12 protein-coding genes are annotated in these 13,744 nt (G+C 72.0%); 7 read left to right on the forward strand and 5 right to left on the reverse strand.

The features are described 5' to 3' along the window. Positions 1 to 112: 112 nt before the first annotated feature. A complete protein-coding gene (locus AC156L_RS11490) occupies positions 113 to 544 on the forward strand; it encodes a hypothetical protein (protein WP_330880686.1) in 432 nt (143 codons plus the stop codon). Between the two features lie 9 nt (positions 545 to 553). Here the strand turns inward: AC156L_RS11490 and AC156L_RS11495 are convergent, their stop codons facing one another. Together AC156L_RS11495 and AC156L_RS11500 are read right to left on the reverse strand one after the other, a co-directional pair. Next, the gene (locus AC156L_RS11495) at positions 554 to 2,035 is read right to left on the reverse strand and encodes a neutral zinc metallopeptidase (protein WP_330880688.1); all 1,482 of its coding nucleotides are present in this window, start codon (positions 2,033 to 2,035) and stop codon (positions 554 to 556) included. A 124-nt stretch (positions 2,036 to 2,159) separates the two neighbouring features. Beyond that, positions 2,160 to 3,401, reverse strand: a complete 1,242-nt coding sequence (locus tag AC156L_RS11500; protein ID WP_330880690.1) for a neutral zinc metallopeptidase — start codon at positions 3,399 to 3,401, stop codon at positions 2,160 to 2,162. A gap of 137 nt (positions 3,402 to 3,538) precedes the next feature. Here AC156L_RS11500 and AC156L_RS11505 point away from each other — a divergent pair, with 137 nt between their 5' ends. Genes AC156L_RS11505 through nudC form a run of 4 tightly spaced genes read left to right on the forward strand, consistent with a single transcriptional unit; the run spans position 3,539 to position 8,867 of the window. Continuing rightward, positions 3,539 to 5,218 carry a DUF2207 domain-containing protein gene (locus AC156L_RS11505; RefSeq protein ID WP_330880692.1) on the forward strand — a complete coding sequence of 560 codons (1,680 nt, stop codon included), beginning with the start codon at positions 3,539 to 3,541 and terminating at the stop codon, positions 5,216 to 5,218. Positions 5,219 to 5,227: 9 nt separating this feature from the next. Next, a complete protein-coding gene (locus AC156L_RS11510; RefSeq protein WP_330880694.1) occupies positions 5,228 to 6,517 on the forward strand; it encodes a M16 family metallopeptidase in 1,290 nt (429 codons plus the stop codon). Next, entirely contained in the window at positions 6,514 to 7,902 is a 1,389-nt protein-coding gene (locus tag AC156L_RS11515; protein ID WP_484406804.1) for a M16 family metallopeptidase, read from the forward strand. Before AC156L_RS11510 ends, AC156L_RS11515 begins: the two co-directional genes overlap by 4 nt. Next, positions 7,899 to 8,867, forward strand: coding sequence for an NAD(+) diphosphatase (gene nudC, locus AC156L_RS11520; protein ID WP_330883786.1), 969 nt, complete (start codon positions 7,899 to 7,901; stop codon positions 8,865 to 8,867). Before AC156L_RS11515 ends, nudC begins: the two co-directional genes overlap by 4 nt. A 90-nt stretch (positions 8,868 to 8,957) precedes the next feature. Here nudC and AC156L_RS11525 read toward each other — a convergent pair whose 3' ends face one another. Next, a complete protein-coding gene (locus tag AC156L_RS11525) occupies positions 8,958 to 10,826 on the reverse strand; it encodes a ricin-type beta-trefoil lectin domain protein (RefSeq protein ID WP_414720127.1) in 1,869 nt (622 codons plus the stop codon). On the opposite strand from AC156L_RS11525, the gene AC156L_RS11530 reads away from it, so the two are divergent. After that, positions 10,825 to 10,962, forward strand: a complete 138-nt coding sequence (locus AC156L_RS11530; protein WP_330883788.1) for a hypothetical protein — start codon at positions 10,825 to 10,827, stop codon at positions 10,960 to 10,962. The two genes, AC156L_RS11525 and AC156L_RS11530, sit on opposite strands and share 2 nt — an antisense overlap. Positions 10,963 to 11,033: 71 nt before the next feature. Next, a complete protein-coding gene (locus tag AC156L_RS11535) occupies positions 11,034 to 12,230 on the forward strand; it encodes an ROK family transcriptional regulator (protein ID WP_330883790.1) in 1,197 nt (398 codons plus the stop codon). On the opposite strand, the gene AC156L_RS11540 is transcribed toward AC156L_RS11535, so the two are convergent. Both AC156L_RS11540 and AC156L_RS11545 read right to left on the reverse strand, forming a co-directional pair. Beyond that, on the reverse strand, positions 12,201 to 12,677 hold the full coding sequence (locus tag AC156L_RS11540) for a hypothetical protein (RefSeq protein ID WP_330883792.1): 477 nt from the start codon (positions 12,675 to 12,677) through the stop codon (positions 12,201 to 12,203). The two genes, AC156L_RS11535 and AC156L_RS11540, sit on opposite strands and share 30 nt — an antisense overlap. A gap of 562 nt (positions 12,678 to 13,239) precedes the next feature. Further along, positions 13,240 to 13,374 (reverse strand): hypothetical protein, encoded by a 135-nt coding sequence (locus AC156L_RS11545; RefSeq protein ID WP_330883794.1) that lies wholly within the window; start codon positions 13,372 to 13,374, stop codon positions 13,240 to 13,242. Positions 13,375 to 13,744: the final 370 nt, after the last annotated feature.

The raw sequence follows: 13,744 nt of genomic DNA on the forward strand, positions 1-13,744 counted from the left end.
CGCCCGGCCGCCTCCCGCTCGGGGAGGGCGCCGGCTTCAGGTACCGCTCAGTTGATCATCAACTGTGCGGGTGGGGTTACCGGGGAACAGCCGGTCTGCGACGATCCTCCGCGTGGCGGTGAGGCGTAGCCCGGTGAGCTGGGGGCTGGTCCTCCTGGTCATCGCACTGGTGGGACTGGGCACAGCGGTCGCCGTGTGGTGGCCGCTGTCCGGCGTGGGCGAGAGCGAGCGGGTCACCGCGACCGTGGTGAAGTCGGCGTCGTGCGGCAAGAGGGAGCTCGACCAGGTCGAGGTGACCGTCGGCGGCAGGGTGCGGACGGTCCCGCTGGACGGGTGCGGGCACGGTGAGCGGGAGACCCTGGAGGTGCTGCTGCCCGAGGACACGTCCGGGAACTTCACCGTGCAGACGGCCGGGGCCGTGTCGGACGCCGTGCCGCTGCCGCAGCGGCTGGAGACGCTGATGCTGTGCCTCAGCGGGCTGGCGGGCGGCTTCTACGCGTACCTGGTCAGCAGGCCCGTGCCCCGGTTGAGGTCGGCCGCCTGACGCGGTGGGTCAGCCGACCGCGCCCGCCGGGGCGGCGTAGGTGTTGCAGGCGTCGGTGGAGTTGGCCTCGAAGCCGCTGAGCGCCCAGTCGCCCTGGTTGGTCGGGCTGCCGTGGGCGTTCTTCTCCGGGCTCTCCTCCATCGCGTACTGGAAGTCCTCCTCGGCGCGGCGGGCCAGGTCGGTCGTGATCGAGCCCCGGCCCGCGGCGGCACCGAGGAACATGCCGGCGAAGCAGTTCGCCTGGAGTTCGATGCGGCGCGACATCTCCAGGCCCGCCGGGGTCTTCTCGCCCGCGTTGACGATCTTCAGGTCGGCCGCGCGGAGCATCCCGGTCATCGCCTGGACGTGGTGGCCGTACTCGTGCGCCAGCGTCGCCAGGTGCGTGGCCGGGCGGTCGCCGCCGCCGTTCTCGCGCAGCCTGCTGGTGGGCATGTAGATCATCCGGTTGCGCCCGCAGTAGTAGGCGACGGCGTCCTCGGAGGCGGGAGCGGCGCCGCACGGGCCGTTCGACAGCTCCGGCGCGGCGTCCAGCGACGGCGGTTCGAACGGGAGGTTCGCGTCCTTCAGCACCGGGGCCCACGCGGTGTCCAGGCAGACCACGCCCGCGGCGTAGTAGTCGGCCAGCTGCTGGTCCGAGGTGCCGAACGCGGGCAGTTCGCAGGTGATCTCGGGCAGCGGCCTCGGGGTGAGGAGGAGCGGGTGGTCCTCCAGGCGTTGCACGGGGCGGGGGCGCACGGCCTCGGCGCTGGTCGGGGCCATGGCCGCCGTGTACGGGGCGGCGACGGCGCGGCCGGGGACCTGCCTGGTGCCGTCGATGCGGCTGAGCAGGCCCAGGCCGAGCACGGCGCAGAGGATCATGGTGAACACGCCGACCAGCGCGGCCGGGTTGTTCCCCGGCTGCTCGACCACCCGGTGCTCGACCACCACCGCGGCCTCGGAGGGCTCGGCGGGCTCGTCGAGGTCCAGCACGCCCGCGAACACCACGGTCTCGGCGTCGTCGGGATCGCGGACGACCCCGACCGGCTCGACCCGCTCGGTGACCGGGGACGGCGCCTCCGGCTTGGGCGCGGTGATGAACTGGGTGGCCTCGGCGGCGCGGAAGATCTCGGCCACGCCGAACGTCCCGGCCACCGGCGTCCCGGCCACCGGAGGGGTCGGGGGCTTCTCGGCGGGGGCGGTCCCGCTCCGGGCGACCGCGAAGAACTCCATGGCCTCGGCGGTCAGGAAGGTGTCCGGCTCGTCGGCCACCACCGGAGGCGGGGCGTCGGCCGCAGGCTCGTCGACCACCGGGGCGTCGGTCACCGGCTCGTCGGTCACCGGGGCGTCGGGCTCGGCCGCGACCCCCTCGACCGCGGGGTCGTCAGCGGTCCCGTCCGCGGGCACGACGCCCGCCTCCGACTCCCCGACGGCCGACCCCGCCGCCGAGTCCTCCGGCACCCCGTCCGCTCCCGAACCAGCCCGCACAGCCACCCCGCCGTCGCCACCGACCACGCCACCACCACCGGGTCCGACAGCCGGAGGAAGCCCTCCACCGCTGCTGACCTGGCGACCATCATCCACGACGCCCCCACCTGCCGACTCCCGCGGCGGTGTCACGCCCTCGTCGCCCACGGGCTCAGCTGACGCTCTGCGCGTCCGACACCCACGTGTTGCAGGCGCTCGTCTCGTTGTTCGTGAACCCGTCCATGACCCACTGGGCGTTGCGCTCGGGCGCGCCGTGGTCGCGGGTGGGGTACACGGGGTAGTCGCCCCTGGTGCTCGCGTCGCGCAGCGCCACGTCGATCACGTCCCTCGGGATGGCACCGTGCGAAAGGGGTGCGAGGGTCATCCCGCCGAAGCAGGTCGCCTGCAACTCCTTGCGGCGGTTCAGGTCGAGGCCTGCCGGGGTGTCCCAGCCGCCCTTGTCGTACTGCGCCTCGCCCGAGGCCCGCAGGATCCCGGACAACCACTGGATGTGGTGACCGTACTCGTGCGCGAGCTGCCCGAGGTACTTGCCGGGGTGGTTCGGGTTGTTCGAGCCCTGCTCGCCCGCGTAGTAGTTCGCCGTCCAGTAGATCGTCCCGTCGCAGTACATCGCGGTGCGGTCCGGACCCATCTGGCCGCACGGGTTGGTGATCGTGGACGTGACGATGACCAGCTCGACGGGCTGGTAGGGCAGGTTGGACTTGGTGAACGACGGCTTCCACATGCTCTCGATGCACGGCAGCGCGGCGCGCAGGAAGGTGTCCTGCCCGGCCGGGGAGTAGTCCATGCCGGGCAGCGCGCAGCCGTCGATGTCGAACGCGCCGAGACCGGGCTGGTGGATCGGGTTGTCACCGAGCTTGATGACGGCCTTCGGACCCGCCTGCTTGGACGAGGTGGCCGACGCGGTCGCCGGCCTGCTGGTGCTGGCGCGACCGCCGCTGGTCGTGGCGGCGGTGGTCGTGGTGGTCGTCGGGGGCGTGTAGCTGTAGGTCGAGTAGCCGGAGTACCCGGCGTCGCTGGCCCGGTTCGGCGTGCCGGTCGCGGCGACCACGCCGATCACCGCGATGCCGAGGATCGCGACGGCGAACAGGACGCCCGCGACGAGCGGGCCGCTGCTCTTCTTCGGCTGGTAGGGCGGGTACTGCGGGGGCGGGCCCCAGCCGGGCGGACCGGGAGGGCCGGGAGGGGTCGGGCCGGGCTGGAACCGCGTCCGCTGAGGTGGCGGCGGGTGACCCCACGGGCTGGGCGGCGGCGCGGCCACCGGCGGCGGCATGACCGGGCGCGGCGGCGGCACCGGCGGGCGGGCCTGCGGCGGCTGCGGGCGCAGGCCGGGCCACTGCGACTGCTGCGGCGGGCCCTGAGCGGGCTGCTGGGGGTGCAATGGCGCGGGCACCGGAGGCGGCCCTACCGGTCGGGGTGGCGGCCAGCCACCCGGCGGCGGTGGTTGCGTCATTGGTTGAGGTTCCCCCATTATCGCTTCTACCCGAATCAGCACAAGAGCATAGGCGGACTCCGCTATTGTCCGCGGCCGTGTTGAAAAACTGGGGAGTGGCGCTGGTCGGCGCCATCGCGCTGTGCGGTTTCACCGGGCCCGCGTTCGCCCAACCCACCAGCGGCCAACCGCTCCCCGGCGCCTTCGGCACCGACGTCCGGCTCAAGTTGGAACGCGACGGCAAGGTCACCGTCACCGAGGTCGTCACGGTGCCGGAGGGCACGACCGCGCGGCGCACGGTGCCGCTGCGGATCGCCGTCGGCGAGGACCGGGACCGGGTGTTCGAGATCAATGACGCCTCCGTCGAGGGCTCGGGCTCGGCGTCCGCGAACGCCGAGGAGTTCACCGTCTCGGTCAACTCCGGCACCTCCACTATTCACTACGTGCTGGTGGGCGCAGTCGCTCAAATCGGTGACACCCTGGAATTGCGCTGGCAGCCCGCGAGCGGCTGGGACACCCCCCTCGACTCGGTGTCGATGTCGGTCATCGCACCGGATGCGCCCAGGTCGGTGACCTGCCTGGCCGGTCCGCCCGGCTCGTCGTCGCCGTGCACGACCGCCGAGCTCGGCGACGGCCGAGGCGTCCGCGCGAAGGAGATCGACCTGCCGCCCGGCGACCGGGTCGACATCGCGGTCGGCCTCCAGGACGGGGCCGCGCCCGCGAACGCCAGGGTCGTGGAGAGCGGGGGCCTCGCCGCCGCGTTCGCCCTCACCCCGGCGAGCGCCGTGGCGCTGCTGGTGCTGGTGGTCGCGCTGGTCGGCGGCTTCGTCCTGCTCTGGTTCCTGCGCGGCCGCGACGCCCGCGCGCTGGCCGCCGACGTCGGACCGGTCGACGTGCTGGTCGCGGGCCCCGGCGGCGGGGTCGCGTTCGCCTCGCCGGACGGCGTGCTGCCCGGCCAGGTCGGCACGGTCGTGGACGAGCACGTCGACGTGGTGGACGTGACCGCGACGATCATCGACCTCGCCGTCCGCAACTACCTGTGGATCTCCGAGGTCGGGTCGGCTGGCGGGGTGCTGGACTGGACCCTGGTCCGGCGCAACCCGGTCGACGACTCGCTGTCCGGCTACGAGCGCGCGGTCTTCGAGGCGCTGCTGCCGGAGGGCACCGACTCCGTGCTGGTCTCCGAGCTGCGCGGCCGCAAGATCGACCTCGGCGAGGTGCGGGACCGCCTCTACACCGACGTGGTCGAGAAGAACTGGTTCACCCGCCGCCCGGACGCCGTCCGCGGCCGGTGGTCGCTCTACGGGGTGGTGCTGGCGGTGGCCGGGGTCGGTCTCACCGTCGGTCTCGCGTTCAGCGGCGGCGCGGCGCTGCTCGGCCTGGTCGTCGTGGTCGCGGGCCTCGCGCTCACGGTCGGCGCCCGCTCGATGCCCGCCAGGACCAAGCGCGGCAGCGCGCTGCTGGAGCACGTCCGCGGCCTGCGCGGCTACCTCCACTCGGTCTCGCCGGGCGACATCCCCGAGTCCGACCGCGAGATGGTCTTCTCCCGCTCCCTGCCCTACGCGGTGGTGCTCGGGGCGACGGACCGCTGGCTCGGCGCGTTCGCGCCCCTCCCGTCCGGCGCGGGCGGCACACCCGGCCTCTACTGGTTCGGGGAGTCCGAGAGCAGTCCGGACCTCGGCCGGTTCGCGCGGCACTTCCCGGCGTTCCTCGGCGCGCTCGACGGTGTGCTCGCCCAGGCGGGGCACCTCCGATCACTCCGGGGCCAGAAGCCGTAGGCTGCTTTCATGGCGCTACCCGAACTGCACAGGTTCACGCTCCCCAACGGACTGCGGGTGGTGCTCGCCCCCGATACGAGTGCCCCGGTGGTCGGCGTGAGCGTGCACTACGACGTCGGCTTCCGATCCGAGCCGGAGGGCCGCACCGGCTTCGCGCACCTGTTCGAACACCTGATGTTCCAGGGCAGCGAGAGCTTGGAGAAGCTGGCCCACTTCCGGCACGTGCAGTCCTCGGGCGGCACGTTCAACGGGTCGACGCACCCCGACTACACCGACTACTACGAGGTGCTGCCGTCGGCGGCACTGGAGCGCGCGCTGTTCCTCGAAGCGGACAGGATGCGCGCACCGAAGATCACCCAGGAGAACCTCAACAACCAGATCGACGTGGTGAAGGAGGAGATCCGCCTCAACGTGCTGAACCGGCCGTACGGCGGGTTCCCCTGGATCCTGCTGCCGCCGGTGCTGTTCAAGACCTTCCCGAACGCCCACAACGGCTACGGCGACTTCACCGACCTGGAGAACGCGACCGTCGAGGACTGCGCCGCCTTCTTCGACACCTACTACGCGCCGGGCAACGCCGTGCTGACGGTGGCGGGCGACTTCACCGTCGACAACGCCCGCGCACTGGTCGAGAAGCACTTCGGCGACGTGCCCGCGCGGACCGTGCCCGAGCGCCCGTCGTTCGCCGAGGACGCCCCCAAGGGTGAGGTCCGCGCCGAGCAGACCGACCCGCACGCGCCGTTCCCCGCCGTCGCGATCGGCTACCGCGTCCCGGACCCGGTGACCGAACTGGACGCCTACCTCGCCTACCTCGTGCTGGCGGGCGTGCTGACCGACGGCGACGGCTCCCGGCTCCAGCAGCGGCTGGTGCACCGCGACGCCATCGTCACGGACATCAACGCGGGCTGCGGCCTGTTCGGCCCGCTGGAGGCGCGCGACCCGGACAGCTTCACGATCACCGCGATCCACGCGCCGGACGTGCCGGTCGAGCGGGTCGTCGCCGCGCTGGACGAGGAGCTCCAGCTGCTCGCCGAGCAGCCGCCGACGGTCGAGGAGCTGGCCAAGGTGACGGCCCGCTGGGCGTCCACCATGCACCGCGAGCACGACCGGCTCACCAACCGCACGCTGGCCCTCGGGTCGGCCGAGCTGCTGTTCGGCCGCGCCGAGCTGATCCACGAGCTGCCCGACCGCATCGCCGCCGTGACCGTCGACGAGGTCGCCGCCGCGGCGAAGGCCCTGCGTCCCGACTCGCGCGCCGTCCTGATCGTCAACCCCGCCAACGCCGGAGGTACCGAGTGACCGCCCCAGTGTCGCACCGCAGCGCCGACGAGATCGGCCGCACGGAGCAGGGGCCCCGCCCGCTTCCGGAACTCGGCGAGCAGCGCCCGTCCGCCGACCTGTCCACCGTCGACACGACGATCGCCAACGGCCTGCGGGTGATCGCGGTCCGCCGCGCGTCCGTGCCGATGGTCGAGGTCCGCCTGCGGATCCCGTTCGCCGACCCGGCCGCCTCCAGCGTCGGCTCGCAGCACTCGGCGTGGGCCGAGGTGCTGGCGAACACCATCCTCACCGGCACCGCCACCCGCGACCGGATCGCGATCGACACCGAGCTGGCCCTGGTCGGCTCGGAGCTGGACGCGGTCGTGGACCCCGAGCGGCTGAGCATCTCCGGCAGCGTCCTGGCCACGGGCCTGGACACCGTCCTCGACGTGATCCGCGACGTGCTGACCGGCGCGACCTACCCGGCCGACGAGGTGGACCGCGAGCGCGACCGCCTCGTGGAGCGGATCGCGCTGGCCCGCTCGCAGCCGAACGTGATCGCCCGCGAGGCCCTCCAGAAGCACCTCTACGGCGACCACCCGTTCGCCAAGGAGATGCCGGAGGCCGAGGAGGTCGCGCGGGTGTCGCGCGAGGAGGTCGTGGCGCTGCACGCGAAGGCCGTGCTGCCCAGGGGTTCCGTGCTCGTGCTGGTCGGCGACGTCGACCCGGACGCCGTCATCGGCACCGTCGAGTCCGTGCTGGCCGGGTGGACCGGCGAGGGCACCGCCGTCACGATCAGCCCGCTGCCCCCGGTCACGCCCGGCGACGTCGTGCTGGTCCACCGGCCCGGCGCCGTGCAGTCGCAGATCCGGCTCGCGGGCCGCGCGGTCCAGCGGACCGACCCGAAGTACCCGGCGCTCCAGCTCGCGAACCTGGTCTACGGCGGCTTCTTCTCCTCCCGCCTGGTGGAGAACATCCGCGAGGACAAGGGGTACACCTACAGCGCCCGCTCGCACTCGGAGTTCACCCCGCACGGCGCCAGCCTGATGATCGACGCGGACACCGCGAGCGACGTGACGGCGGCGGCCCTGCTGGAGACCCGCTACGAGCTGGCCCGCCTCGGCCTCGTGCCGCCGACGGCCGACGAGGTGGACGTGGCCCGCCGGTACGCCGTCGGCTCGCTGCTGACCGCGACCTCGTCGCAGGGCGGCCTGGCGTCGTTCCTGGTGAGCCTCGCCGGGCTCGGCCTCGACCTCGACTGGTTCGTCGCCCACCCGGAGCGGCTCGCCAAGGTCACCGTCGAGGAGGTCGCCGCGGCGGCGCTGGAGTTCTTCGCCCCCACCGCGTTCACCGGCGTGCTCGTCGGCGACGCGGACAAGCTGGCGCCGCAGCTCACGGCGCTGGGCGGTGTGGCGCTGCCGTGACCGACCCGTTCGAACTGCTGGGTCCGTCCGCGCTCTCCCGGTTCACCGTGGACCGGAGCGAGCCGCTGCGGGCGGACACCGAGCGCCTGGCCGCGCTGTGGCCGAAGTCCCGCGTGCTCGTGGTGGACCGGCGCGGGCGCACCCTGGTGGCGGACAAGGGCTCACGGCTGGTCGACCAGCCCGCCCCCGAGTTCGGCGACGCCCCGCCCGCCGACGCCGTGCTGCTCGGTGAGCAGGACGGCGTGGCGTACTGGGGCGTCCCGCTCGCCGACGACGAGACCGACGTCCAGGTCACGGCCGCGCGGACCTGGCAGTTCCCGGAGCTGACCGAGGAACCGCAGTGGCTCGACCTGCGGGCCGTCGGCGCGCTGCTGGACGACACCGGCGCGGGTCTGCTGACCTCGGCGGTGGCGGCGTTCGCGTGGCACCGCACCGCGAGGTTCTGCGCCCGGTGCGGCTCGCCGACCGAGCCGGTCAAGTCCGGCTGGGCCCGCGTCTGCACGGAGTGCTCCCACGAGGAGTACCCGCGCACCGACGCGGCGGTCATCTGCCTGGTCCACGACGGCGTCGGCGTCAACGGCGAGAACGTGCTGCTGGCCAGGGGAGCGGGGTGGCCGGAAGGCCGCTACTCGGTCCTCGCGGGCTTCGTGGAGGCGGGCGAGTCCCTGGAGGCGTGCGTCGCCAGGGAGATCGCCGAGGAGGTCGGCGTGAACGTCACCTCGATCCGCTACCTCGGCAGCCAGCCGTGGCCGTTCCCGCGGTCGCTGATGGTCGGCTTCACCGCCGTCGCCGACCGCGCCGAGCGGCTCGTGCCCGCCGACGGCGAGATCGCCCAGGCCAAGTGGGTCAGCCGCGAGCAGGTCCGGCAGGCCCTGGCCGTGCCGGGCAGCGTCGAGGACCTGCTGCTGGCCCCCGGCGCGTCCATCGCCTACCGGATGATCTCCGCCTGGGCCGAGGCCTCCTAGGGCGGCACCGGCCCGTTCGTCCCGTTCGGACGCGGCGAAGGGGGTGGGGGAGGCCCGCCTGCCTCCCCCACCCCCTTCGGTCCCGGTGCGCTACGCGGTGACGGTCCACTTCTGGTTCGCGGCACCCGTGCAGGCCCAGATCTGGGCCGGGGTGCCGTTCGCCGAGGAGTTGCCGGTCGCGTCGAGGCACTTGTTCGTCGCCGGGTTCACGACGTCGCGGGCCGCGGTGACGTTCCACCGCTGGTTGCCGCCGCCCGCGCAGTCCCAGATCTGGAGCTTCGCGCCGTCCGCGGTGCTGTTGTCCTTGATGTCCAGGCACTTGCCGAGCGCGCGGATCGTGCCGTCCGCGCCCACGGCCCACTTCTGCGCGGTGCTGCCGTTGCAGTCGTAGAGCTGCACGGCCGTGCCGTTGGCGCTGCTCGCGCCCGCGACGTCCAGGCACTTGCCGCCCAGACCGGTGATCGTGCCGCCGACGGGCTGCGGGGTGCCGCTCTGCGCGCCGGTCCAGGTGAACGTGGCGGACGTCCTGGGGGGCAGGCTGTAGTCGAACGACGAGCCGCCCCAGTTGACCTTGACGTTCTGGGTGCTGCCGGTCGTGTTGTACGCGATCAGCGCCTTCGAGCCGTCGGTGTTGCGCCACGCCACGTTCTTGACCGACGCGTTGTCGTTGGTCTCGATGCGCTGCGCGCCCGGCTTCACGAACTTCGTCAGGTGGCCCATCGTGTAGTACTCGACGGTGTAGTCGACCTGCCCGCGCCTGCTGTCGTTGTTGTGCACGGTGATGAAGCCGGTGCACGTGCCGCAGCCGCCGTTGTGCGGGTTCATGGTCTCGTCCATCGCGAGGCTCCACTTCACCACCGAGCTGCCCCAGTTGCGGGTGTAGTCGATGATGTTGAACATGTCCTCTCGGTGCTGGTCGGTGATCCAGGTGCCGCCGGAGTGCTCGGTGTCGAACGCCTTGACGTTCGGGAACTCGTTGTGCGCCGTGGTCTGCGCGGAGACGTCACCGACGTAGCCGTGCCAGGCGATGCCGCCGAACAGCGGGTCGTTGACGATGCCGGGGTCCTGGAGCTGCGGCTTCACCCAGGTGTTGTAGCCGTCCCAGTTCCAGTCGTAGATCAGCACCTTCGTGGTGATCCCCGCCGCCCGGAACGCCGGGTAGATGCCGTTCTTGGTGAAGTTGATCAGGCCCGCGGTGTTCCACTGCATCGACGGGTAGCCGGGGCAGCAGCCCGGCTCGTTCTGCGGCGTCACGTAGTCGATCGGGATGCCGCGCGACTGGTAGGCCTGCACGTACTTCGCGAAGTACTGGCCGTAGGTGCCGTAGTGCTCGGCCTTCAGCCAGCCCTGCCGCATGCTGTTGTTGTCCTTCATCCACGCGGGCGCGCTCCACGGGGACGCCATCACGCGCAGCGCCGGGTTCAGCTCCTTGGCCCGCTTGGTCAGCGGCAGCACGTCGGCGAGGTCGTGGTTGATCGTGAAGTCGTTGACGTCGCAGCACGTCTCGTCGTAGGAGTAGTCGAACCGCGCGAGGTCCGTCGACGCCATCGGGTTGCGCGTCATCGACAGGCCGATGCCGTTGACCGGGTCGAACAGCTTCTTCATCGTGTCCTCGCGCGTCGCCGCGCTGAGGATGCCGCTGCTGTTCATGAGCCACGCGGCGCTGTCGGTGAACGACGCGCCACCGCCCTCGAACGTCTGGTAGCGGGTGTTCTCGTTGACCGTGATCGTCTGGCCGCCGGTGCCCGTGCCCGCGGCGAACGCCACCGGCGTCTGCTGCTGGAGGCCCCGCGTGACCCCCGTCCCGCGGTTGGCGCTGGTGGTGGACGTGAGCCAGACGTTGACCTGTTCACCCGCGGCTCGGGCGGTGGTCGCGTTCGGCACGGCGACGGCGGCCGCCGCGAGGGCGACGGCGCCGAGCGCGGATAGTAGGGACCTTCGAGGCGAGGACTTCGGCATGGCAGGGTTCCTCGTTCCGTGCTGGCAGACCGCTGGTCAGGATCAGCGGGGCGTGGTGGCGACCTTGCGTTACCGGGTTCAGGTGACGGCTGGCATAGTCGGGGTGTCCGGCATCACGCCTTATTTCAAGATGTGATTTAACTCAGATGACCTCGGGGCGTCAAGGCTTGGCGAAGGGGAGAGACAGTGCAGCGGAGCAAGCGGACGATGCGCGACTTGAGGACGAGCAACCGCGCCCGCGTGTTGCGCAGGCTGTACTTCGACGGCCAGTTCAGCCGTCACGAACTCGCCGGGGCCACCGGGCTCAGCCAGGCGTCGGTCAGCAACGTCGTCGGTGAACTCGTCGAGGACCAGGTCGTCGTCGAGGCGGGACTGGTCGGCTCCGACGGCGGCAGGCCCCGCGTCCTGCTCCGCGTCAACCCCGACCACGCCTGCGTCGTGGGGGTGGACGTGGGTGAGACCCACGTGCTGGTCGAGGTCTTCGACCTCACCCTCCGCAGGCTCGCCATGAGCACCTTCCAGATGGACACGATCGCCAACCGGGGCGAGGCGGTCGTCGAACGCGTCCTGGCCGGGCTCGACCAGTGCGTGCAGGACAGCGGCGTCGACCCCAGCAGGCTGCTCGGCGTCGGGGTCGGCGTCCCCGGCCTGGTGGAGCGCGGTTCGGAACTGCTGGTCCACGCCCAGACCGTCGGCTGGAACGGCGTCCCGCTGGAGCGGATGCTCCGGGCGGGCACCGACCTGCCGCTGTTCATCGACAACGGCGCCAACACCCTGGGCCAGGCCGAGATGTGGTTCGGCGCGGGCCGCGGCGCCCGCAACGCCGTGATCGCCCTCATCGGATCCGGCGTCGGCGCGAGCGTCATCGCCGACGGCGTTCCCTACCGCGGTGCGTCCGGCGGTGCGGGCGAGTGGGGGCACACCACGCTGTCCCTGGACGGCAGGCCCTGCCGCTGCGGCGCCAACGGGTGCCTGGAGGCGTACATCGGCGCCAAGGGGGTGCTGGGTCGCCACCGCGAAGCCGCGGGCCTGCCGCCGGGGATCGTCGACGAGGAGGTCGCGCTCCGCGAACTGCTGGCCGAGGACTCGCGGGCGGCCAGGGAGGTGCTGGACGAAACCGCCCGCTACGCGGGCGCGGGCATCGGCAACCTGATCAACCTGTTCAACCCGGAACGGGTCATAGTGGGTGGTTGGGCCGGTCTGCTGCTCGGGGAGCAGCTGCTGCCCGCCATCCGCGAGGTGGCCGCCAAGCACGCCCTGCACCACCCGTACCAGCAGGCGAAGATCAAGCTGTGCGAGCTGGGCACCGAGTCGGTGGCGATGGGCGCGGCCACCCTGCCGGTGGCCGAGTTCCTCGGCGCGGGAGGCGTCCGGTCAGCCGCCCTGATGCGCCCAACCGGCTGACCGCCACAGCGCGGGCTCGTCGACGGGCGCCGACACACCCCGCGCCAGCCCGACGGCCCGAACGACGACCCTGCGCACCAGCGGGTCGTCCAGTTCCGCGGGCCAGTCCCACGGCGCCCCGCCGAGGACGGTCGCGAGCACCGCGTCGGCCCGTGCCACCACGTCGTCGAACAGCGCGGCGGGCACCTCGTCGTACCGCCTGACCTGCGCGAGCCACTGCGACCGCCACGCCATCTGCCCGGCGGGCCGCCGAACCGACCGCTGGTGCACCTCTTCGAGGACCTCCACGAGCGACACCCCCTCCACGCGCAGGTGCTCGTCCAACCGCACCAACGACACCTGCCGCCGCGCGGGAAAACCGATCGCCTTGTGCAACACCGCCCCGAGCGCCTCGGCGGTCACCCGGTCCTCGACCCGAAAACTGAACGCGGACCGCCCGGACTCCATCGTGTCGAGCGTCGACCCCCAAAAACCGACCAACGCAGAATCGGACCAGCGACCCCGTAGTTCGTCATCCACCACAACAGCTTACGACCGCCGATTCCACCCGTTTTCGGGCAGTGAAATCGGTTTCGGGCCAGGTGGTCGGGAAGATGTGAAAACCGCAGGTCAGTGAACCCGTATGGGACAACGGCGCGTGGTCGCGCCCACCCGCCGACCCCGCAAGACCACTGATACCGACCGGTCTACCCCTCAAACGCCGCGCACAATCACCGAGCGTTCATCCGGGAAGCCTCCGAAGGCGTGTTCGGGCAGGCTTTGTTGATCATTGTTGACCCGCCTCCCAGCCCCGTGGTCAAGTCGTCACGAAGGTTATGACGAGATTAAGGGGCCGGTGTTCATGCTGGTACCCGTGCCGACGGCGGTGGAAGCGTCCAGACGAAGACGCCTCCCCGCTACTGCGACAGGACAGTCACATGTGTGATCTCCTCGACGGCCCCCGACACCCGGACCGCTTTCGTGCGCGGATTTCGTCGACCACCGCGACCGTGGAGCACGGCGGCTACCGCTACGGATCGACCAGGTCCAACGCGGCTCCGGCCCAGGTCGTCTGGGTGCAGGCGACACCGCGTCCGGTGCGGGGCGGCAGGACGTCGTAGCCGGAGCGTCCGACGCGGCCGCTCACCCGCTCGACCCGGTTCACGCTCCGCGGAACGTGATCCGCTCCCAGCCGTGAGGCGATGACCACGCTGTCCGCCACTGTCGGCGACGCTCGCTCGCCTCGGCGAACCTCTCCTTGCTGCCTTGCTGCCTTGCTGCCTTGCTGACGCCCTGTGCGAGCCTGCTCGCCGCGCTTTGCTTCCGGCGGATCGGGCAGGCCCCGTGGACCGAGCGTCGTCAGGGGTTGGCCCGGTCCAGCGCGGCTCCGTCCCAGATGCCCACACTGGCGCTCGTGCGAGCCTGCTCGACAGCGGGAGCGCTTCTCCCGTCAGGCCGGGCAGGCCCCGTGGACCGAGCGCCGTCGAGGGCAACCCTGTCCACCGCGGTTCCGCCCACCCCGGAGCGATCCCGTG

It is taken from the genome of Umezawaea sp., assembly GCF_057122925.1.

Bases quoted from the DNA above. Each gene is read 5' to 3' on its own strand.
- AC156L_RS11510 (WP_330880694.1), top strand. From the start codon at position 5,228: ATGGCGCTACCCGAACTGCACAGGTTCACGCTCCCCAACGGACTGCGG.
- AC156L_RS11530 (WP_330883788.1), top strand. From the start codon at position 10,825: ATGGCAGGGTTCCTCGTTCCGTGCTGGCAGACCGCTGGTCAGGATCAG.
- AC156L_RS11525 (WP_414720127.1), bottom strand. From the start codon at position 10,826: ATGCCGAAGTCCTCGCCTCGAAGGTCCCTACTATCCGCGCTCGGCGCC.
- AC156L_RS11535 (WP_330883790.1), top strand. From the start codon at position 11,034: ATGCGCGACTTGAGGACGAGCAACCGCGCCCGCGTGTTGCGCAGGCTG.
- AC156L_RS11540 (WP_330883792.1), bottom strand. From the start codon at position 12,677: ATGGAGTCCGGGCGGTCCGCGTTCAGTTTTCGGGTCGAGGACCGGGTG.